The organism is Enterococcus sp. AZ179, assembly GCF_050498885.1.
Classification (GTDB): domain Bacteria; phylum Bacillota; class Bacilli; order Lactobacillales; family Enterococcaceae; genus Enterococcus_D; species Enterococcus_D entomosocium.
On record NZ_JBMHEO010000001.1, the window covers coordinates 1,537,736 to 1,556,860 of the forward strand.

Annotated in this window: 20 protein-coding genes; 17 read left to right on the forward strand and 3 right to left on the reverse strand. The window is 46.2% G+C overall.

What is annotated here, in order from left to right:
- The first annotated feature begins 132 nt into the window (after nucleotides 1-132).
- A complete protein-coding gene (gene ppdK, locus IGI88_RS07270) occupies nucleotides 133-2,766 on the forward strand; it encodes a pyruvate, phosphate dikinase (protein ID WP_429960317.1) in 2,634 nt (877 codons plus the stop codon).
- Nucleotides 2,767-2,848: 82 nt separating this feature from the next.
- On the opposite strand, the gene IGI88_RS07275 is transcribed toward ppdK, so the two are convergent.
- Nucleotides 2,849-3,241 (reverse strand): YbaN family protein, encoded by a 393-nt coding sequence (locus IGI88_RS07275; RefSeq protein WP_101698737.1) that lies wholly within the window; start codon nucleotides 3,239-3,241, stop codon nucleotides 2,849-2,851.
- A gap of 172 nt (nucleotides 3,242-3,413) precedes the next feature.
- Here IGI88_RS07275 and IGI88_RS07280 point away from each other — a divergent pair, with 172 nt between their 5' ends.
- Together IGI88_RS07280 and IGI88_RS07285 are read left to right on the forward strand one after the other, a co-directional pair.
- A complete protein-coding gene (locus IGI88_RS07280; RefSeq protein WP_005232814.1) occupies nucleotides 3,414-4,223 on the forward strand; it encodes an aldo/keto reductase family protein in 810 nt (269 codons plus the stop codon).
- A gap of 283 nt (nucleotides 4,224-4,506) precedes the next feature.
- Nucleotides 4,507-6,552, forward strand: coding sequence for a methyl-accepting chemotaxis protein (locus IGI88_RS07285; RefSeq protein WP_101698738.1), 2,046 nt, complete (start codon nucleotides 4,507-4,509; stop codon nucleotides 6,550-6,552).
- Between the two features lie 146 nt (nucleotides 6,553-6,698).
- On the opposite strand, the gene IGI88_RS07290 is transcribed toward IGI88_RS07285, so the two are convergent.
- Nucleotides 6,699-7,463 (reverse strand): OmpA/MotB family protein, encoded by a 765-nt coding sequence (locus IGI88_RS07290; protein WP_008376629.1) that lies wholly within the window; start codon nucleotides 7,461-7,463, stop codon nucleotides 6,699-6,701.
- A 13-nt stretch (nucleotides 7,464-7,476) separates the two neighbouring features.
- Nucleotides 7,477-8,241, reverse strand: a complete 765-nt coding sequence (motA, locus tag IGI88_RS07295; RefSeq protein WP_005232810.1) for a flagellar motor stator protein MotA — start codon at nucleotides 8,239-8,241, stop codon at nucleotides 7,477-7,479.
- Nucleotides 8,242-8,861: 620 nt separating this feature from the next.
- Between motA and flgB the strand changes: the two genes are divergently transcribed.
- From flgB to IGI88_RS07365, 14 genes are all read left to right on the forward strand, one after another.
- The gene (gene flgB / locus IGI88_RS07300) at nucleotides 8,862-9,221 is read left to right on the forward strand and encodes a flagellar basal body rod protein FlgB (protein WP_034872092.1); all 360 of its coding nucleotides are present in this window, start codon (nucleotides 8,862-8,864) and stop codon (nucleotides 9,219-9,221) included.
- Between the two features lie 21 nt (nucleotides 9,222-9,242).
- Nucleotides 9,243-9,659, forward strand: a complete 417-nt coding sequence (gene flgC, locus IGI88_RS07305) for a flagellar basal body rod protein FlgC (RefSeq protein WP_005232807.1) — start codon at nucleotides 9,243-9,245, stop codon at nucleotides 9,657-9,659.
- 7 nt (nucleotides 9,660-9,666) lie between these two features.
- A complete protein-coding gene (fliE, locus tag IGI88_RS07310; RefSeq protein WP_005232801.1) occupies nucleotides 9,667-9,990 on the forward strand; it encodes a flagellar hook-basal body complex protein FliE in 324 nt (107 codons plus the stop codon).
- Between the two features lie 27 nt (nucleotides 9,991-10,017).
- Nucleotides 10,018-11,640 carry a flagellar basal-body MS-ring/collar protein FliF gene (gene fliF / locus IGI88_RS07315; RefSeq protein ID WP_050790974.1) on the forward strand — a complete coding sequence of 541 codons (1,623 nt, stop codon included), beginning with the start codon at nucleotides 10,018-10,020 and terminating at the stop codon, nucleotides 11,638-11,640.
- Between the two features lie 10 nt (nucleotides 11,641-11,650).
- A complete protein-coding gene (fliG, locus tag IGI88_RS07320) occupies nucleotides 11,651-12,655 on the forward strand; it encodes a flagellar motor switch protein FliG (RefSeq protein WP_005226586.1) in 1,005 nt (334 codons plus the stop codon).
- Complete coding sequence (locus tag IGI88_RS07325) at nucleotides 12,639-13,397, forward strand: hypothetical protein (RefSeq protein ID WP_194199382.1); 759 nt, start codon at nucleotides 12,639-12,641, stop codon at nucleotides 13,395-13,397. The genes fliG and IGI88_RS07325 overlap by 17 nt, the downstream gene beginning before the upstream one ends.
- Nucleotides 13,394-14,746, forward strand: a complete 1,353-nt coding sequence (gene fliI, locus IGI88_RS07330) for a flagellar protein export ATPase FliI (RefSeq protein WP_005232790.1) — start codon at nucleotides 13,394-13,396, stop codon at nucleotides 14,744-14,746. Before IGI88_RS07325 ends, fliI begins: the two co-directional genes overlap by 4 nt.
- Nucleotides 14,747-14,768: 22 nt before the next feature.
- Nucleotides 14,769-15,188, forward strand: coding sequence for a flagellar export protein FliJ (gene fliJ, locus IGI88_RS07335; protein WP_005232789.1), 420 nt, complete (start codon nucleotides 14,769-14,771; stop codon nucleotides 15,186-15,188).
- Between the two features lie 64 nt (nucleotides 15,189-15,252).
- Nucleotides 15,253-16,590: a flagellar hook-length control protein FliK gene (locus tag IGI88_RS07340; RefSeq protein ID WP_429960318.1), complete on the forward strand. Its 1,338-nt coding sequence runs from the start codon at nucleotides 15,253-15,255 to the stop codon at nucleotides 16,588-16,590.
- A 12-nt stretch (nucleotides 16,591-16,602) separates the two neighbouring features.
- Nucleotides 16,603-17,034 (forward strand): flagellar hook capping FlgD N-terminal domain-containing protein, encoded by a 432-nt coding sequence (locus IGI88_RS07345; RefSeq protein WP_003129052.1) that lies wholly within the window; start codon nucleotides 16,603-16,605, stop codon nucleotides 17,032-17,034.
- The gene (locus IGI88_RS07350; RefSeq protein ID WP_005232787.1) at nucleotides 17,031-17,393 is read left to right on the forward strand and encodes a hypothetical protein; all 363 of its coding nucleotides are present in this window, start codon (nucleotides 17,031-17,033) and stop codon (nucleotides 17,391-17,393) included. The genes IGI88_RS07345 and IGI88_RS07350 overlap by 4 nt, the downstream gene beginning before the upstream one ends.
- A gap of 78 nt (nucleotides 17,394-17,471) precedes the next feature.
- Complete coding sequence (locus IGI88_RS07355; protein ID WP_005232786.1) at nucleotides 17,472-18,368, forward strand: flagellar hook-basal body complex protein; 897 nt, start codon at nucleotides 17,472-17,474, stop codon at nucleotides 18,366-18,368.
- Nucleotides 18,369-18,403: 35 nt separating this feature from the next.
- Nucleotides 18,404-18,601, forward strand: coding sequence for a flagellar FlbD family protein (locus IGI88_RS07360; RefSeq protein ID WP_005226609.1), 198 nt, complete (start codon nucleotides 18,404-18,406; stop codon nucleotides 18,599-18,601).
- An 11-nt stretch (nucleotides 18,602-18,612) separates the two neighbouring features.
- On the forward strand, nucleotides 18,613-19,116 hold the full coding sequence (locus IGI88_RS07365; RefSeq protein ID WP_008376623.1) for a flagellar basal body-associated FliL family protein: 504 nt from the start codon (nucleotides 18,613-18,615) through the stop codon (nucleotides 19,114-19,116).
- Nucleotides 19,117-19,125 lie beyond the last annotated feature (9 nt).

The following is a 19,125-nucleotide window of genomic DNA, read 5'->3' on the forward strand; positions in this document are numbered from 1 at the left end:
AAGGCAATCCTTCTCTTTTAAAAAGGATAAATCCCTTAAAAGTTTTCTTTTTTTGGCTTGACGATTAAATGTGTCATACTATATACTGCTAATTAATCGAAATAGTATACAACATTTAAAAGGAGGAACATGATGGAAAAAGCAGTCGTATGGTTTTCAGAAGGCACGAAAGAGCAAAAAGCATTATTAGGCGGGAAAGGGGCAAATCTTGCGGAGATGACCAATTTGGGTTTGCCTGTTCCTCAAGGATTTATCGTCCCGGCCACCATTTGCCTGACCTATTTAGAAGAACAGGTTCTTCCTGAGGCGATCATCAAGCAAGTCAAAGCTGCCATCGAAGAATTGGCAGTCCGCAGGAACAAAACATTTGGCGGACTGCAGTCGCCGTTATTGGTTTCTGTCCGCAGTGGTGCCAAGTTTTCCATGCCAGGGATGATGGATACGATTTTAAATCTTGGGTTGAATGATGAAACCGTCCAAGGATTGGCTCAGCAGACGGGGGACCCCGTCTTTGCTTATGATTGTTACCGCCGTTTGATCCAGATGTATGGGGATGTGGTGAAAGGTGTAGCAAAAGAACACTTTGAAGCCTATTTGACAGATTATAAGAAACGGCAGAATTATGTGTCAGACCAAATGATGACCGGCAATGACTGGCAAATGATCTGCCGCGTGTTTCAAAGTATTTATATGGAACATACCCAAGAAGCGTTTCCCCAAGACCCGTTTCAGCAATTATTGGCAGCCATCACGGCAGTTTTTCGCTCATGGAACAACCCACGGGCTAAGACCTACCGTTCCCTCCATCGGATCCCTGACGATCTAGGGACTGCCGTAACGATTCAAGAAATGGTTTTTGGCAACAGCGGGATAAATAGTGGGACGGGTGTCGCCTTCACCCGCAATCCAGCAACCGGGGAACCGGGACTTTTCGGCGAATTTCTAGTGTGTGCTCAAGGGGAAGATGTGGTTGCTGGCATTCGTACACCACAACCGATCCAAGCGTTGGCGCAACAACATCCTGTGATTTATCAGGAACTAAAGCAACTGGCTGAGGGGTTGGAGGATCACTATCAAGACATGCAAGACATTGAATTTACCATCGATGACGGCCAGTTGTTTGTCTTGCAAACAAGAAACGGCAAACGAACCGCCGCTGCGGCAGCGCAAATTGCAACGGATATGGTCGCAGAAGGTCGGATCACCATCAGGCAAGCCTTAGACCGAATCACACCAGAAATGATCGATCAATTGTTGCACCCGTTATTTGCCCCCGAAGCCTTGCAGCAAGCCGAAGCTTTTGCGCAGGGCTTGCCGGCTAGTCCAGGGGCAGCTTCAGGACATGTCTATTTCACTGCAGAGGCGGCGGAAAAAGCCAGCCGCACAGGAGAAAAAGTCCTGCTGCTGCGGCAGGAAACCTCACCTGAAGATATTGAAGGCATGGTGGTGAGTGAAGCGATCATTACCGCTCGTGGGGGGATGACTTCTCATGCGGCGGTGGTCGCCCGTGGTCTGGGGGTCTGCTGTGTGGTAGGGTGCGAGGCATTAAGTGTCGATGCATTTTTGAAACAGGCCCGCTGCGGCGAGCTGCTGATTGAAGAAGGTGACGTACTTTCCGTAGACGGCAGCACTGGCAAACTGTATCAAGGGCAGCTGCCTATGACCAGTGTACAGGAGCGGGTTTTGCTGGATCAGCTTTTGACGTGGGCACAAGCCCAGGCAGATCTAAAGGTTTACGCAAATGCGGAAACGAAAAATGACATTGAGGCTGCGCTGGCCTTTGGTGCAGCGGGCATCGGCTTAGCACGGACGGAGCATATGTTTTTTGGGGAAGCGCGTTTGTGGAAAATGCGGGAAGTCATCTTGGCAGAAACGAAGGCGGAACGATTGGCGGCTTTGGCTGAGATCAAGGCTTATCAAAAAGCCGATTTCCAAGAAATGCTGCAGGCCGCGCAAGGAAAGAAATGCACGATTCGTTTATTAGATCCACCACTCCATGAATTCTTGCCCCATGAGCATGAACGCCTTGAGATGGCCCGCCGCAGTAAAAAATCATTGGCAGTGATCGAGCGGCGAATTGACGAACTGCAAGAGGTCAATCCTATGATGGGGCATCGCGGCAGCCGTTTAGGACTCAGCTATCCAGAAATTTATGAAATGCAAACAGCGGCGATTTGTGAAGCGGCTGTGGAGTTGCGGCAGCAAGGAGTCGAGGTAGAGGCGGCGATCTTATTGCCCCTGATCAGTTTGCCCGCAGAGCTGCAGGTGTTGAAAGAGACTTTGACACAGGTGATCGCTCAAGCAGAAGCAACCCTTCAGCAACCGTTGCACATCGAGATCGGGATGATGATCGAGACGCCTAGAGCGTGCTTGATTGCTGGGGAGTGTGCTGAAGAGGCGGCGTTCTTTAGTTTTGGTACCAATGACTTGACCCAAATGACCTTTGGCTTTTCGCGGGATGATGCCGGCAGCTTTATTCAAGCCTATTTGCAGTCGGGGATCTTACAAGAAGATCCTTACCAGCACTTAGATCAGGTAGGTGTTGGCGCGTTGATGCGTCAAGCGATCGCCGGCGTAAGAGATCGTCAGCCAGAGCACTCGATCGGTGTTTGTGGCGAAGTCGGCAGCGATCCCTATTCTATTGCGTTTTTGCGAGAGATCGGCATCGACTATGTTTCTTGTTCCCCATACCGGATCCCTGCTGCTTGGTTAGCGATCGCCCAATCAGCCCCCATTATCGAAGAGGCGTCAGTGAGCACCCGCTAAAATAGGAGAAAAAAATACACCGCAGTCCACTAGCAAGGTTCACTTGCTTGGTGGATTACGGTGTGTACGTACAGTTTTGTCCTTACAGGGGCTGATCCGTTTTTTGGATCGCAGGTTTGCGTCCTTTTAAATACCAAGTGATCCCAATGACATGGGCGAGGTAGATGGCAGCGAGGACGAAACGTACCAGCAGATTAGGGATCAGCAGTGCAGGAATTGCAAAGACTATCAGCATCATGGCAAACATCCGGAGCATTCCTTTGGTGCTCAGCTGTTTTTGTACGAGTGGTTTTTCAATGTATTTTTGATAATTTTCTGATTGAACCAAGCGTTGATAATAGGTATCGGAACTCCGCAGCCAGAAATAAGCCGTCAGCAAGTAAAAGACGGTTGTAGGTAAGAAAGGCAAGAAGATTCCTAAAGTGCCTAAACCGAATGTCAGTGATCCACAAAGAAAAAACAGTGTTTTTTTCAAAAGTAACCCTCCTTATTTGGGTGTTTCGTATCTTACCCTCAGTATAACGGAGGAGGGGCTGCTTGAACATGCGTTTTGTGCTTTTCCCCGTTTTTTAGCGGCAATAAGAGTTTTTCTTCCCCTTACTCCTGCTTTTTTGATAGACTAGAAACAACACAAAGGGGGAAGCAGCATGGAAACGATTGAATTGAATACCGGCATTCAGATTCCAGTGATCGGCAGCGGGACGAATACATTTGGGAAAGAAAACCGAGAATACCAAGGTGCGATCAATGATGATACGACAGAGCTATTGACTGCCATCAAGCTTGGGTATCGGCATTTTGATACGGCGATTTCTTACCGCAACGAAGCCGTGGTTGGCAAAGCCATCAAGGAAAGCGGGATTGACCGCAGCGAATTTTTCCTGACTTCTAAGATTCCTGGCAAACCAGAGCATACGCAAGATGCAGCTGCCGTGAAAGCGTCTGTCGAAGCGAGTTTAGCAGCCTTGCAGACGGAATCGATCGATCTTTATTTGATCCATCATCCGTGGGACAACTTGGCAGAGATCGCCGCTGTCTGGGCGGTTCTTGAGGCTTATGTCGATAAAGGAGTCTTAAAAGCAATCGGGGTGTCCAATTTCCAAGAAGAAGAACTCAGCTATTTATTGGCAAACAGTCGGATCAAACCAGCGGTCAATCAGATCGAATCGCATCCAGGCAAGTGGAATGATGCGATCATCTCGTATTCCTTAGACAATCAGGTAGTTCCAGAAGCCTGGGGTCCGCTTTCCCGGATTTCGGAAGCGGCACGGGAAACCTTGACCCAAATCGGGGAAGCGCATCAAAAAACCTGGAGCCAAGTGGTCTTGCGTTACCAAATCGAGCGTGGGGTGATCGTGATTCCGAAATCCCATTCAGAAAAACATCAAGCCGAAAATTTAGCGCTCTTTGATTTCGCTTTGACGGCGGAAGAAAAAGCCGTCATCAAAGAATTATAGGCAATAGAAGCGGTCCTATTAAAGGGACCCTACAGCCAGTGCGGAAACTTCCGTACTGGCTATTTTTATGCAGTCGCAACGCTCCTTGATGACTGAGGAGCTTTTCTATTCGTTACAACAGCAACTGTAAGCCTTAGCAAAAAAGAAAATGCGCTTGCAGCCGTTTCTGACAATGAATCCTCTTAAATATTCAAAGAAATGACCGATTATCCTTACTAAGGGTCGTCTACGGACGAGTCTTCAGTGGATCGTGTGAAATTGGAAATGAAGGAGTGGCACAGTTGTGAAAAAAAGAAAAAAGACGATAGGAATTTATGTGATGATCACCTTGATGCTGGTTGCGGGGATCCCGATCATTGTCATGCTGACAAGTTCCTATTTAACCACCAAGAACTTATTGATTGAACGAAATGATTTGAACAAAGAAAGTGCCGTCAATTTGATCTTGGCGGAAGAAAAGAGTTTGCGCCGATCGACGGAAAGCAAATTGAAATCAATGGCTGAACTGCCAGCGATGAAAACAGAATTCAGCATGGGACGTATCCGTTCAGATCTTTCTTTAGCGATTGCTGGGAGCAACAGCTTCTTAGCAGTAACTTTTGGGACAGAAGATGATGAGTATGTGACCTTCAATCCCTTACCGGATGATTACAAGCCTACAATTCGGCCGTGGTACAAAGGGGCCGTGAAAGCCGAAGGAGAAGTGTATTGGACAGCACCTTATTTAGATACGGTGTCGAATCAATTTGTGACGTCGGCTTCGATCCGGGTCAAAAATTCCCATAATCAAGTGGGGGTTTTAAGCGTCGATGTTTCCTATGAAAGTATTCAAAACATCTTGTCTTCCTTTACCGTAGGGCGGACTGGGAATGTCACCTTAGTTTCAGAATCTGGGGTCATCGTGACCTCGAAAAATACCAAGCAAATCGGTAAGAATATCAAAGAAGAAGAAGTGTTCCAAAAAATCAAAGACGCCAAAGATCCGACAGGTATGGTTGGCTTAGGCGACTCGAATAAAGTCAATGATGTGTTGTATGACAAGTCTGCTGATTCCAATGTTTGGGCGTACTCCGAAGTCAAAGCTAGTGATCTAGACAAAGAGTTAGGGGCGTTAGTCCGCACCACGATTATCGTTACGATCTTGATGCTGCTCTTTGTAGGACTGGTTTCGTATGCCGCGATCAAAGTAGTCGCAGCGATCATCGATTGCTTCAATCGCTACTTTAGAAAAGTCGGTGAAGGCAAACTAGAGAAGATGAGCAAAACCAAACGAGCCAAAGGCGAAAAATGGACATGGGATCAACTGGCACGCCGAGTTGTATATCCAGACAAAGCAGGCAATGAGATCCAGCAAATGGCGGACAATTACAATGTGATGATCGAAGGCACGGGTGCATTGATCCAAAAAGTACAAAAAGAAAGCAACGGTGTCGCAGGAATGTCGGATTCTTTATTAGAATTGTCAAAACAAACCAATATTGCGACAGAAGAAGTCTCTCAAACCATTACGGGGATAGCTGAAGTGACCGGTGCTCAAGCCCAAGAAACAGAATACAGCGTGTCACAAATGCAAAACCTCTCGCAGGTCGTGAAAGAATTACGAGAAAATGTTGGCGGCATGAGCAGCAAGTCGCAAGAATCTACGAAGATCAATCAAGAAAACTTAACGATCATGGATCAAGTCGATGACAGCTGGCGACAAGAGTTGGCACAGATGGAGCGCTTGATGTCGAACATGACGGGAATGAATGATAGTATCCAAAATATCAACTCGATCATTGGGGTCATCAACGATATTTCTTACCAAACCAACTTGCTAGCCTTGAATGCATCGATCGAAGCCGCAAGTGCTGGCGAGTCTGGCAAAGGCTTTGCCGTCGTGGCTGCTGAGATCCGTAAATTGGCGGAACAAAGCAAAGCTTCTACCAAAGAAATCGAAGCGATCATTGAAGAAATTCGTGAGCAGTCTAGTCAAATGGTCAAACAAACGTCGGCGTCTGTCAAAGGCGGCGTTCGCCAAACCAACTTGATCAAAGAAGCGATCTCATCTTCAAAAGAAGTTTTCCAACGCAGCAGCTATATGATCGAAGGCATCCATCATATTGAAGCAGCCAGTGCCCGTATCGAAAATATTCAAAACAGTGTACTGGAAAACTTAGAAAACATTTCCGCATCAACGGAAGAAAATGCCGCTGGCACACAAGAAGTTTCCGCAAATGCAGAAGAAGTCTTGGCAACCATGGATGAATTTACCAACCATGTGGCAGACCTCAGAGACATTGCAGAAGAGTTGAAGCGATTGACCAATCGTTTTGAAGTGGAGAAATAAATCAAGCAAAAAAATCACTCATCAGCTATTCGCAAGAATGGCTGATGAGTGATTTTTGTTTGTTGAGGAGGAGACTACAAAAAAGCCAAGACGAATGTTGCTCATCTTGGCTTTTCATAATGATATTTATAAAACCTTATTACGGGCTATTGTGTCGTTTCGGTCCGCTGGATGATCATCTCCACGCGGCGGTTTTCCGAGCGGCCTTGTGGGGTGTTGTTATCGGCTTTCGGTTCGGTATCGGCAAAGGCTTGGATGGCAGCATTTTTTTCTAAAACGGCGCCTTTGCTGATGAAGTATTCCATAACGGTAATCGCACGAGCGGAACTAAGATCCCAGTTAGATTGGTAGCGGCCATTGCCTTTTTCCGGTACGTTATCGGTATGCCCGGCGATCACGATTTTGTTGGCTTTTAGTTTTTTCAGTGAGTCCGATAGTAGATCCAGTGACTGACGAGTGGTGTCCGTGATCTCGGCGCTACCAGAGGCAAACAAGATGCTGCTGGCTAGCGTGATATGCAAGCCATCGGATTCCAAGCGGACTTCTGTCTGGTCTTTTAAGCCAGAAGCGGCGAGTTCTTGTGACAGCTGGTCGCTGATTTTTTCTAGCTGCTGATTTTCCAGTTGGGTCCGGACCGCTGCTTCTTGCGCTTGTGCTTCGGCAGAAGTGGCGGCTTTTTTTCGCGGCGTGGTCTCGCCCATATCGATCACTGACCCGATGACGGAGGCGTTGCTGTGGTGGCTGGAAAGGATGGTGCCGAATTCGCTTCGGATTTCTTGAAACTTCTCATCATCGACTTTCGCCATGGCAAACATGACGATGAATAAGGCCAGCAGCAAGGTCAACATATCCGAGTAAGGCAAAAGCCACGCTTCGTCTACATGTTCTTCATGTTTCTTTTTTCGCTTCATGTCGCTTCACCCTTTATAATTGTTCTTGCCGTTTTTTCGGATCGATCAAGCTGTATAATTTTTTCTCAATACTTTTCGGCGATTGTCCGGCTTGGATCGCTAAGACCCCTTCAACGATGATCGACATCATTTGGACTTCTTGCTCCGATTTCAAAGTTAATCGTGAGCTAAAAGGAATGAACAGCACATAACCGAAGAAAATACCATAAAGGGTCGCCACAAAAGCCGCCGAGATCATATGACCCAGTGCTTCTACATCCTCTAAATTGCCTAGCGCCCCTATCAGCCCGATCACGGCTCCTAACACCCCTAAGGTCGGGGAACTCGTGCCGGCGGTTTTAAAAATAGCCGAGCCGATGCGATGCCGTTCTTCGATCCCATAGATCTCATTTTCCATGATTTCTTGGATCTGTTCGGCAGCGATGCCATCCACCACCATTTCCAAGCCCTTTTTTAAAAAAGGATCTTCTAAGTTTTGGATAGCACCTTCAAGAGATAGTAGGCCATCGCGCCGAGCTTGGTTAGCTAATTCAACGATGGTATTGATGGTTGTTTTTAAGTCGTATTCTTTATTTTTCAGCAAAACGCCGAAGATCTTCGGGATTTTTTTGATATCACTGCTGGGAAATGAATTGATAACGGCTGCGATCACACCGACGAAAATGATGATCGCGGCTGCCGGATTGATCAAAACGGCCACATTGGCACCTTTTACAATCATCCCAACCACCACAGATATCAATCCTAAAATAATACCGATCAGCAAGAAAAAATCCATTTGTTGCGTCCTCCTAAATTCTATTTCCAGGTTTTAAACCCTCATTTATTTTATCGGTGAATTAAAATCATTCTTAATAGCAAAAAAAAATAATCCAAAAAATAACTAAAATAAATTTTCTGTTTCTCCTTTTTTTGTTCTTTTTTTGACAAGTTTCGTCAAATTGTTGAAATGGTACAGCTTGCAATTTTTGTGAATATTTATAGATGGTACCGTTTTTTTTCGTGAAGCGTTTCTCAGGGTTTGTCATGTCAACAGGCACAAATGAAAATTTTTTAATCAATTTTTCGAATAATACTTGTTTTTTTATCAAAAAACTGATTTTGATCAAAAGGCATAGATATGCTTGTAAAACGCTTTATATCGATCGTTTGCTTTTTATAACTGGGGACGAAATTGCGATGAAACAGTGTTTAACAAATAACATAACACGTCTGTAACTTAAATGTCATATCCGTAAAGTTGCAAAAATCAAATTGTAAAATAAAAATAATTCTACTATAATGACATCACGTCTTCTTGTTTTTTTAATCTATAACAAAAAAATAAATAAATATATTTGTTTCTGTTCCATCGATGAAAAAAACGTTTGGTACAGAAGGTGGAAGGAGCAATTATTGTTGGATACCTATGATTTATTAAAAACAGCTATGAACGTTTCTGCACAACGCGCAGAATTGATTTCGTCTAATATCGCTAATGTCAACACGGATGGGTACAAAGCAAAACGCATCGTGTTTGAAAGCGAATTAAAGCAGGCACTCGCTTCGTCAGGGACCGACGCTGTAACAGAAGCGTCAGTTTCTCAAGTAAAACCGAAAATCACTGAAAATGCAACTACCAGTATCAAAGACAACGGCAATAACGTGGATCTTGAGGTAGAGATGTTGGATCAAGCAGCCAATGGGTTGTATTACAGTGCATTGACCGCACAAGTCAACGGACGCTTGCAAATGATGAACCTTGTCTTGAGTAATTGATAGAAAGCGCAGGAAAAACAAATGGGTATATTTAACGGACTAACGATCAACGCGAGCGGTCTAGCATTGGAACGGTTAAAACTAGATACGATCTCCAGCAATATCGCAAATGTAAATACAAATCAAACACAAACAACCGCGGCTTATCAAAAAAAGAGTATTCTTTTTTCAGAAAATTTAAAAAATAGTCGTGAAGGAACACCTGCTACATACGGTGTCAAAGTGACGGGGATCGCTGCCGATGAGACGGAAAAACTGACCTATGATCCTACCAATCCCGCTGCCAACGCTGAGGGATATGTCGGTCAATCAAATGTGGATATTGCCGATGAAATGGTGGCAATGTTGCAAGCGGTTCGAACGTACGAAGCCAATGTTTCTGCTTCAGAAATGAATAAAACAATCTTGAAAAAAGCATTAGAAATATCAAAGGGGTAACGAGAAAATGGATGGACTTTTAACGACAGGATTAACAGACTACCAAAACGTTTTGCGGACACTAGGCACGGGGGCTGCTTCAAACGAGACTAGTGTTGTGGGCACCAAGGAAAACCAGTTTTCTTCCTACTTGACCAATGCGGTCGATCAGTTGAATCAAAAAACGGCGGTCATGGATCAAGATACTGTCAATTTGATCACCGGCGATGAAAGCGATCTAGGCAATGTGATGATTCGCATGACGGAGGCGCAATTGGCGCTACAAACAGCCGTTCAAGTACGAAACAAGTGTTTAGAAGCTTACAATGACGTGAAAAATATGCAGTTTTAGCAGTGGGTGAGGGAATAAGAATAAATGATGGATAAAGTGAAAGAATGGACAGAACAACTCAAAGACCGTTGGCAAATGCAAAGCTCTTTAAAGAAAATGATCGTTGTTCTTTCCGTTATCAGCGTTCTCGGAATCACAGCAGCTGTTTATTATTTAAATACGCGAATTGAATACGGTATCTTGTTTACGGATCTAAGCGATGCCGATGCGGGAACGATCAGCAAGGATTTGGATGAACAGCAGATCGCCTACAAATTAGCCGACAATGGGACGACTATTTTGATCGATAAGGACCAAGTCGATGAATACCGCATCAATCTTGCCGTGGACAATAAGTTACCAAATACCAGTACAGGCTTTGAATTATTTGATGATGCCAACATGATGACAACGGATGAAGACCGCAAAATCATGTATCAGCGGGCAGTAACGGGCGAACTACAGCGAGCAATCGAGTCGATCGATGCGGTCAAATCCGCCAAAGTTTTACTCGTGATGCCAGAAGAAAGTGTCTTTTCTTCGGAGGAAAGTGCGCCGACGGCCTCTATCGTGTTGTCCTTGAAAAATCAGCAAATCTCAGACGAGTCCGTGCAAGGGATCGTTACCTTGACTTCCGGCGCAGTGGAAAAGCTGAAGCCTGAAAATGTAAAAGTCGTTGATAGCGCGGGCAATACGTTGACTAGAACCGAAGATGAAGCCAGTCAATTAAGTGGCTTAAACAATAAATACATTGCCATCAAAGATTCCTATGAAAAAACGCTAGAAGAAAAAGTAGCGAAGTTGCTGACACCGATCTATGGTGCAGACAAATTCCAAGTGTCGATCAATTTAGACTTGAATTTTGATTCGATCGAGCGGAAGAAAGTCACTTATGATGACCCAGAGATCAAGAGTGAAACAGTGCAGGCTGCTGGTTCGCAAGGGACCGTCCAAGAAGCCCAAACAGGGACTGTGGATGACAATGTCTCCAATGTGACGGGCACGGACGGAGAGGGGAACAATTCCTACAGTCGCTCCGTTGAAAATGAATTGGATACCGAGACCACTACGACCATTACGGCTCCTGGCATGATCGAACGAATGACCAGCTCAATCGTGATCAATGCGAACCTTTCGCAAGCGGATCAAGCAGAATTGCAGCAGTTGATTGCTAGCGCCGTCGGCTATGACAATGATCGTGGCGATCAAATTGCGATCCAAGGGTTTGACTTTGCCCAAGCAGAGGTTGATCCAGCCGCTGATCCTCAAGGGAATGAACAGATTGCAGCTGCCAAAGGTTATGTCAAGTATGCCATCATCGGCGGTATCGTGTTGACCTTGTTCTTGGTGATCTTAATGATCGTTGGCGTGATCCGACGCCGACGCAAAGAAGACGAGTTGGAAGTGGATGTGACGGATGAAATGGTCACTTTTGCACAACCATCCGCTGCTAGCATCGGAGCGAGTAACCCGGTTGCACAAGAAGTCGTTTTTGGCGGTGTCGGTAACCGGTCTGCTGAAACGAAACCAGCGGTGCCAGAAGCATCCACACAAGAAGCCACAGCAGAACATACAGGAGAACCAACATTGGATCAAACGGCTAGAAATTATGCCGAAAGCAATCCTGAAGTAGCGGCGGAATTGATCAAAGCTTGGATGAAAGAAAAATAAGGGGGCAGCCATGGATACAATAGACGGGGTAAAAAAAGCAGCGATTCTTCTGATTTCTCTAGGATCAGATACCTCTGCAAAGATCATGAAGCTGCTGCCAGAATCATTTATACAAAAAGTGAGCTATGAGATCGCCAACATCGACTTTGTCAGTCCCGAAGAGCGGGATCAAGTGTTGGAGGAATTTTCTCATACCGCAACGGCCCGCAAATATGTCTTAGACGGCGGGATCGATTATGCCAAAAATTTGCTGAACCAAGCATTAGGCCCTCAAAAAGCCAAAGAAGTCATTGACGTATTGACTCAGATTCAGCTGCGGGAACGGCCCTTTAATATCGCTCGCAAAGCCGATGTTCAACAGTTGACCAATCTGTTGATCGGCGAACATCCACAAACGGTAGCGTTGATTTTGTGCTACATGCAGCCGGACAAAGCGGCCAGCGTCTTGTCACAGTTTCCCGATCATTTGCAAGTGGAGATCGCTGAACGGATCGGGACGATCTCCAGTACGTCGCCTTTGGTGATCGAACGGATTGAAAAAGTGATCGAGAACAAATTCTCGAATTACATTGAGAACGATACGGAAAATGTCGGTGGTGTGCATACACTGGTAGAAATCTTGAACTCAGTCAGCCGCAGTACTGAAAAGAACATTTTGAACGACTTGGAAAAGCGGCAACCGGAACTATCCAACGAAGTGAAATCAAGCTTGTTTACTTTCGAGGATATCGTGACCCTCGATCGCTTGGATGTTCAAAAAGTCTTGCGAGATGTTCAAAACGATGTCTTAGTCTTAGCGCTTAAAGGCACGACCGACGACATCAAGAACTTTATTTTCTCCAACCTCTCATCACGGGCGGTGGAAAATCTGCAAGAAGAAATTCAATTTATGGGTCCTACCCGCTTGTCTGCTGTAGAAGAAGCCCAACAAAGTGTGGTGGCTGTGATTCGACGGCTAGATGAAACCGGTGAGATCTACATCGGAAGGGGCGACCAAGATGCAGTGGTCAAATAGCAGTTTATTGAAGCAGCAGGCGGTCAAAACGACTGAAGCTGCTCGCAGTATTTTGACGGATACGACCATCAAAGCGCCGATTGAGAAATCGAGCTTAGACCCAGAACTGCAAGCGGCTAGACGTGCACGCCAGTTGGAGCAGGAACGGCATCTGCAGCAAATGGAAGCCTTGAAACAGCAAATCTTGACCGATGCACAAGCGCAAGCGGCGCAAATTCTAGCAGAAGCGAGAACGGAAGGCTTTCAAGCAGGACAAGCAGACGGCTTTCAACAAGGCTATCAAGAAGGACTCAATGCCAGCAAAGAAGCCGCGCAAGCATTGATGACACAAGCCCAAGCCAATGTCGCTGAAGCCGTTTCTGAAATCAACACCTTTCGCTCAGAGAAAAAGCAAGAAATGATCGCTTACGGCACGGCAATCGCCGAAGCCTTGATCAATCAACGTTTTACAGACGAGCAAGCAGGCTTCCTGCCTTTTGTGGAGTCTGTGCTATGGCAATTTGAACAACCCGATCAATTTGTGACTATTCGCAGCCAAGAGCAGCATCTTGCAGGGTTGCGAGAATTGTTGGAAACCAAAAAACAGACGATCAGCGGGTTTCGCTATTTACTCATGGCAGATGACGGCTTGGCGGAACACGATTTTTGTATCGAATCTGAAAATGCCTTGGTGGTTTTTGAACTGAGGGAAGAAATCGCTCGCTTTTTGAGCCAATTTTTAGAAAGCAGTGTGAAGGAATGACGTTTGAATTACCGATCACAGCGCTGCGCAAAACAGCGCAAGCACAGCCGTTCTTTACCACTTACGGCAAAGTCAGCGAAGTCGTAGGTCTGCTGATCAAAGTCGAAGGGTTGGCGGTTTTCATAGGAGAAATCTGTGAAGTCGCACTGCAAAACAAGACACATACAGCTTTAGCCGAAGTCGTGGGCTTTGTGAAAAAAACCGTGCTCCTGATGCCCCTTGATCAGCTAGAAGGCATCGGACCGGGCTGTTTAGTGCGGCCAACTGGCAAATCGTTGACGGTAAAAATCGATGATACGCTGCTAGGGCACACCTTAGATGGACTAGGGCGACCGTTAGATATGGCGCTGGATCTGGAAACTGCGTCAGAATATCCAGTTAGTCAAGATTCTCCTGACCCCTTTCGTCGTCAAAAAATCGCTGAGATCATGCCGACAGGTGTCCGGGCGATCGATGGTCTTTTGACCGTCGGCCTTGGCCAACGGATCGGCATTTTTGCTGGCAGCGGGGTCGGTAAGAGTACCTTATTGGGGATGCTGGCTCGTTATTGCGAAGCAGATGTCATCGTGATCGGCTTGATCGGCGAGCGAGGACGAGAAGTCAAAGAATTTATTGAAAATGATCTAGGCCCAGAAGGCTACCGCAAGTCGGTCGTTGTCTGTGCTACCTCCGATATGCCACCCCTTGTACGACTAAAAGGGGCTCATGTGGCAACGGCGATCGCTGAGTATTACCGCGATCAAGGCAAGAAAGTCGTATTGATGATGGATTCGGTGACCCGTTTTGCGATGGCGCAGCGGGAGATCGGTTTATCAACAGGTGAACCACCGACGACCAAAGGCTATACCCCTTCTGTGTTTACAGCTTTACCGAAGTTGTTAGAGCGCAGTGGGATGTCTGACAAAGGCTCGATCACTGCCTTTTATACCGTCTTGGTAGAAGGTGATGACATGAATGAACCGATCGCTGATGCGGTGCGTGGAATTCTTGACGGTCATATTCTGTTGTCACGGAAAATCGCCGCTCAAAACCATTATCCTGCCATCGATATTCAAAACAGCCTCAGCCGTTTGATGAAGACCCTCGTTTCTGAGGAACAGCATGAACATGCGGGGGAACTAAAAGAAAACATGGCCGTTTATGCAGAGGCCAAGGATTTGATCGATATCGGTGCTTACAAAAGCGGCAGTAATGCGTTGACCGACCAAGCGATCGCGTTGCATCACCCCATCCTAAGGTTTTTACAGCAAAAAGTGGATGAGCGGATCCCATTTGAACAAACGATTTTTGAATTGGCGCATTTGTTCAGTGAAGAAGCGCTGATCGAGCGCCAGCGTTCGACCATGTAAAACAGATCATAAAGGAGCAAACATGCAAGCATTTCACTTTTCCTTAGAAAAAGTATTGGATCACCGAAAAACCATTGAGCAAGAAGCCAAACGAGCGTACGCCCAAAAACAGCAATTGTTGATTCAGCAAGAACAGCACCTGAACACGCTGGCACAGGAAAAAGCCCAGCTTTTTGATGTCAATGAAATGACCATTGGGCGGATGCAAGTGCAGCAACGCTATTTGCTTGCTTTGAATGCCACCATCGATGAGGTTCAGAACAAAATGTTTCACGTGAAGCAAGAATTGGCAGAGTCTTTATCGGTAGTGGTAGAAGCGCAGCAGGAACGCAAGATCGTGGAAAAACTGCGAGAAAAACAATTTGCTGAATACACCTATGAACAGCAATTGGAAGAGCAAAAACAATTGGATGAGTTCGGCAATCGCGCCTTATTTTCTTAAAGAACTAATGTTTTAGTGATGAGATGACCTTGGTTTTAAAGCATTAGCTGAGAGGAGGTGAACAATGAAAGAGATCACAACAAGTGCCGCAACCGCTGTACCTGTCGGTAGCAAATCAAAAAAGATGGAGGCGTCACCAGAGGTCTTCAGTTTGATGATGCGACAGCTGACAGTTCAAGCAGGCAGCAAACTGCCAGCCCCTATCGAAACATCAGGGATGACGGAGCAAATCGCCGCCGCACCAGAAATGGGTACGGCCAGCAGTATGGAACATCTGCCGCAGGAGTCAGAAATCACTTCAGCAGCTGAACAATCTGCAACGACGCAAGCGCCAGAAATGAGCCAGATCAGCCAGACACCTTTTGCAGGCTTGGTTCAGGAAGCGGCACAGGCATCAATGGTAACGACGGAGCAGAACCAAACAAGCGCCACAGCAGCTTTAGCACCAATAGACGTAGCCACCACAGTCATCGACCCCTCCGAGTCTACGCTTGAAGGTCTGGATTTGATGACAAATGACAGAAGTGAAGCCGCAGCACCAACGCTTGAAACGCCTTTGCCAGAAGACTTAGTAGGCGAAGAGCAGTCCACGGCAAAAGGGATCGCGACTTTCAAGGAAATCGATTCAGTAACAAAAGCCTCGATTGCGCAGACGACAGAAGCACAGCTGAAACAGTCCACCGAAGGGACCGCTCAATTGGGCCAAACGGGACCATTGGATCAAGTGTCGCCAGTGACCCACCAAGCGACGGATACGACTAGCACCTTGCAAAGCACGAAGGAAACAGTCGCCAAAAATACGGAAGCTGTTTCTGCACAAGCCATTGCTTTTTCGGCAGTAACCGACAATGAAATGGCGACACCAGCACTGCAACTGCTTGATGTTTCTCCCCTTTTGAGCAAGCAAGGACTAGCGCCAACAAAAGCGAGTATGGAGCAAGCGGCTCTGCCCTTAGCAAAAGCGACTGCCCAACTCGTCCAAACGAGCAACACGTCAAGCGAGAAAAAAATCACGTTGCAATTCGTTCCCGAGAAATTAGGCACGATCCAGCTTTCTCTAGAAACGAATGCCCAAGGCAGCCGCTTAGAACTGACCGTTCAGCAGCCGCAAGCCAAAGAATTATTGCTGTCCATCAAGCATGAGCTAGAGCAAGTTTTGCAAAAGCAAGAGCAGCCGATCCTAGCAATCAAAGAACCTACGTTAGCTTCTGTCCAGCAGGCTGGTCCGCTGTCAAATCAATCCTTTGCCGGCAGTATGATGGCAAGTGACAGTCAGTTAAACCAACAGCGTTTTTTACAGGCTCAAAAAGGACAAAGCAAAAAGCCATTTCATCAAAGCAATACGGTTGAAGAAGAGCAGCAATTAGCACCGATCGATCATGCGATCAGTATTTTAGTGTAAAGGAGGAGACCTATGGCAGATGAAATTACAGCAGCTGCGGCCGGTATTGCCAATACATCGGCATTAACGCAAACAAAAAAATCTTCAGATATCTCCATGGATGATTTTTTGAAGATCTTAGCAGCATCTATGAGCAACCCATCGATGGGAGGCAGCGATTCTTCTGGTGGTGGTAGCACCGACTATATCTCGCAACTGGTTCAATTTACGACCTTAGAGAGCTTGAATGAATTGAGCGAAACGTTGACGACCTCGGTGATTTTACAGCAACAGCAGCAAGCTTTTAGCTTGATCAATAAACAAGTCACTCTGATGGACGGCACAGAAACATTGTCAGGAACCATCGAAAAGGTCCGCTTTGCCAATGGCTACGCCACGATCGTCGTAAATGGCAAAGAATACAGTATGAGTGCGATCCAAGAGATTGGCGGCGAAGCAAAATGAGTTTGACGATTCAACAGGGGCTGCAAAAAGTTGCCGGGGAGCCTTATCAAAATCCCCGCAAAGCCGTGGACAAACAAGCCTTCTCTTCAATGCTTGAACAAAAACAAAATGACATCAAAGTCTCGCACCATGCGCAAAAGCGTTTGACCGCAAGGGAATTGACCTTACAAGACGATGATTACCAATCCCTTTCAACGGCGCTTAGCGAGCTAGCGGAAAAAGGCAGCAAAGAATCACTGCTTGTTTACAAAGATATGGGCTTGATCGCCGATGTCCATTCACGAACCATCATTACGGCGATGGGGATGAATGAGCTTCACACCGTCACCAATATTGACAGCGCCACATTTATCAAATAGCAGCTGGACTGAAAAGGGGCTGCAAGTATTTTCTGAATGACAGAGGAAAATACGCCAACCATAAGGAGGAAAATAAGCATGTTACGATCATTATATTCAGGTGTCAGTGGAATGAAAAATCTTCAAACGAAAATGGACGTGGTTTCAAATAATATCGCCAACGTCAATACGGTTGGGTTCAAATCAAGTCGAGTCCTTTTCCAAGACATGATGAGCCAAACGATGTCTAACGCAACTGCACCAGGCAACGGCTTAGGCGGGATCAATGCAACGCAGATCGGTTTAGGGGTTCAGACGGGCTCCATCGATACCATCAATACAGTCGGTGCCCCGCAATCGACTGGCCGCAGCATGGATTTTTATATCAGCGGACAAGGCTACTTTATGGTACAAGGACCAGGAGCAAATGGCGAAACCTATTACACACGAGATGGCGCATTTGTTCGCGACAGCAACGGAACCTTGACCAATAGTGATGGGATGCAAGTCTTAGGTCGTTCAGTCAATGGCGGTCAACCAGTTGTCTATGATGACAACTTTGATGAAAACACGGCATTGAGCGGACAAGGTGCGGTATCTCCCTTGTCGATTCCAAGCACACTGACCGTCAATGGGGAAACCTTGACCTATAACTCCATGGCAATCGATGCCAATGGCTTAGTGTTGGCAAAATACGGCAATCAAACCTTTGTGATGGGAAAAGTCGGTGTCGCAACCTTCAATAACCCAGAAGGCTTAGAAAAAGTCGGCGGCAACAACTATATCCAAACCAGCAACTCAGGAAATGCGATCGTTGCAGGCCCCGGCAATAATGGAGCGGGAACGCTGCAAGCAGGTGCCTTGGAAATGTCGAATGTCGATCTTTCGACAGAATTTACCGAAATGATCATTGCGAGCCGTGCCTATCAAGCAAATTCAAGAAGTATTACGACTTCTGATGAAATGCTGCAAGAATTATTGAATCTAAAACGTTAAGAACGTGACGCTTCATCATTGAGAGGAGTTTGACCATGATTCTAGTGACCGCATTGAATGGCAAGCCATTCTATTTAAATCCAACATTGATTTATCGGATCGAAGAAATGCCGGATACATTGATCACACTGACAGACGGCAAAACCTTAGTGGTGACGGAAGCTGCGCAAGAAGTTGCGCAGCGGGTGATCGAGTATCATACGGTGATCCATTCGAACCAAGTGAAAACGTAAGGGTGGGAAAGATGGCAAAAGAAGAAAAAGTACCAAAAGCAGAAAAAGAGAAAAAAGGCTTGAACATGGTTGTTTTACTGCCGATCCTCTTGATCGTGGTAGTCGGCGGCAGTATCGGCGGAACCTTAGTGACGAATCACTTTTTGACGGGGGAAAAAACAGCAGCTGCTGAAACAGCAAAAGACAGCAGCAAAATCTCCTCAGACGAAGCGATCGTGGCATTGGATGAATTTTTAGTCAATCTGGCAAAAGAAGACAACCAAGAGCAGCAATACATGAAGGTCAATTTATCGATTTTAGTGGCGGATGAGGAAAAAAGCGCGGAAGCCACGAAAAATGTGGCTGTCATTCGTGACAGCGTCGTAAACTTATTGCGCCAACAAAAGGCCAGCGGTATTTTGAGCTCCGCCGAAAGTGTACCGAATTTAAAAAAAGCATTGAAAGAAACAATTAATCAGGAATACGGATCAGAAATCGCCAAGGATGTTTATGTGACGGATTTAGTGATCCAATAGAAAGAGGCA

What these genes read in the sequence shown, in the direction of transcription:
- ppdK (WP_429960317.1), top strand. Translation starts at nt 133, where the DNA reads ATGGAAAAAGCAGTCGTATGGTTTTCAGAAGGCACGAAAGAGCAAAAA.
- IGI88_RS07280 (WP_005232814.1), top strand. Translation starts at nt 3,414, where the DNA reads ATGGAAACGATTGAATTGAATACCGGCATTCAGATTCCAGTGATCGGC.
- IGI88_RS07290 (WP_008376629.1), bottom strand. Translation starts at nt 7,463, where the DNA reads ATGAAGCGAAAAAAGAAACATGAAGAACATGTAGACGAAGCGTGGCTT.
- motA (WP_005232810.1), bottom strand. Translation starts at nt 8,241, where the DNA reads ATGGATTTTTTCTTGCTGATCGGTATTATTTTAGGATTGATATCTGTG.
- flgC (WP_005232807.1), top strand. Translation starts at nt 9,243, where the DNA reads ATGGGTATATTTAACGGACTAACGATCAACGCGAGCGGTCTAGCATTG.
- fliE (WP_005232801.1), top strand. Translation starts at nt 9,667, where the DNA reads ATGGATGGACTTTTAACGACAGGATTAACAGACTACCAAAACGTTTTG.
- fliF (WP_050790974.1), top strand. Translation starts at nt 10,018, where the DNA reads ATGGATAAAGTGAAAGAATGGACAGAACAACTCAAAGACCGTTGGCAA.
- fliG (WP_005226586.1), top strand. Translation starts at nt 11,651, where the DNA reads ATGGATACAATAGACGGGGTAAAAAAAGCAGCGATTCTTCTGATTTCT.
- IGI88_RS07325 (WP_194199382.1), top strand. Translation starts at nt 12,639, where the DNA reads ATGCAGTGGTCAAATAGCAGTTTATTGAAGCAGCAGGCGGTCAAAACG.
- fliI (WP_005232790.1), top strand. Translation starts at nt 13,394, where the DNA reads ATGACGTTTGAATTACCGATCACAGCGCTGCGCAAAACAGCGCAAGCA.
- fliJ (WP_005232789.1), top strand. Translation starts at nt 14,769, where the DNA reads ATGCAAGCATTTCACTTTTCCTTAGAAAAAGTATTGGATCACCGAAAA.
- IGI88_RS07340 (WP_429960318.1), top strand. Translation starts at nt 15,253, where the DNA reads ATGAAAGAGATCACAACAAGTGCCGCAACCGCTGTACCTGTCGGTAGC.
- IGI88_RS07345 (WP_003129052.1), top strand. Translation starts at nt 16,603, where the DNA reads ATGGCAGATGAAATTACAGCAGCTGCGGCCGGTATTGCCAATACATCG.
- IGI88_RS07350 (WP_005232787.1), top strand. Translation starts at nt 17,031, where the DNA reads ATGAGTTTGACGATTCAACAGGGGCTGCAAAAAGTTGCCGGGGAGCCT.
- IGI88_RS07355 (WP_005232786.1), top strand. Translation starts at nt 17,472, where the DNA reads ATGTTACGATCATTATATTCAGGTGTCAGTGGAATGAAAAATCTTCAA.
- IGI88_RS07360 (WP_005226609.1), top strand. Translation starts at nt 18,404, where the DNA reads ATGATTCTAGTGACCGCATTGAATGGCAAGCCATTCTATTTAAATCCA.
- IGI88_RS07365 (WP_008376623.1), top strand. Translation starts at nt 18,613, where the DNA reads ATGGCAAAAGAAGAAAAAGTACCAAAAGCAGAAAAAGAGAAAAAAGGC.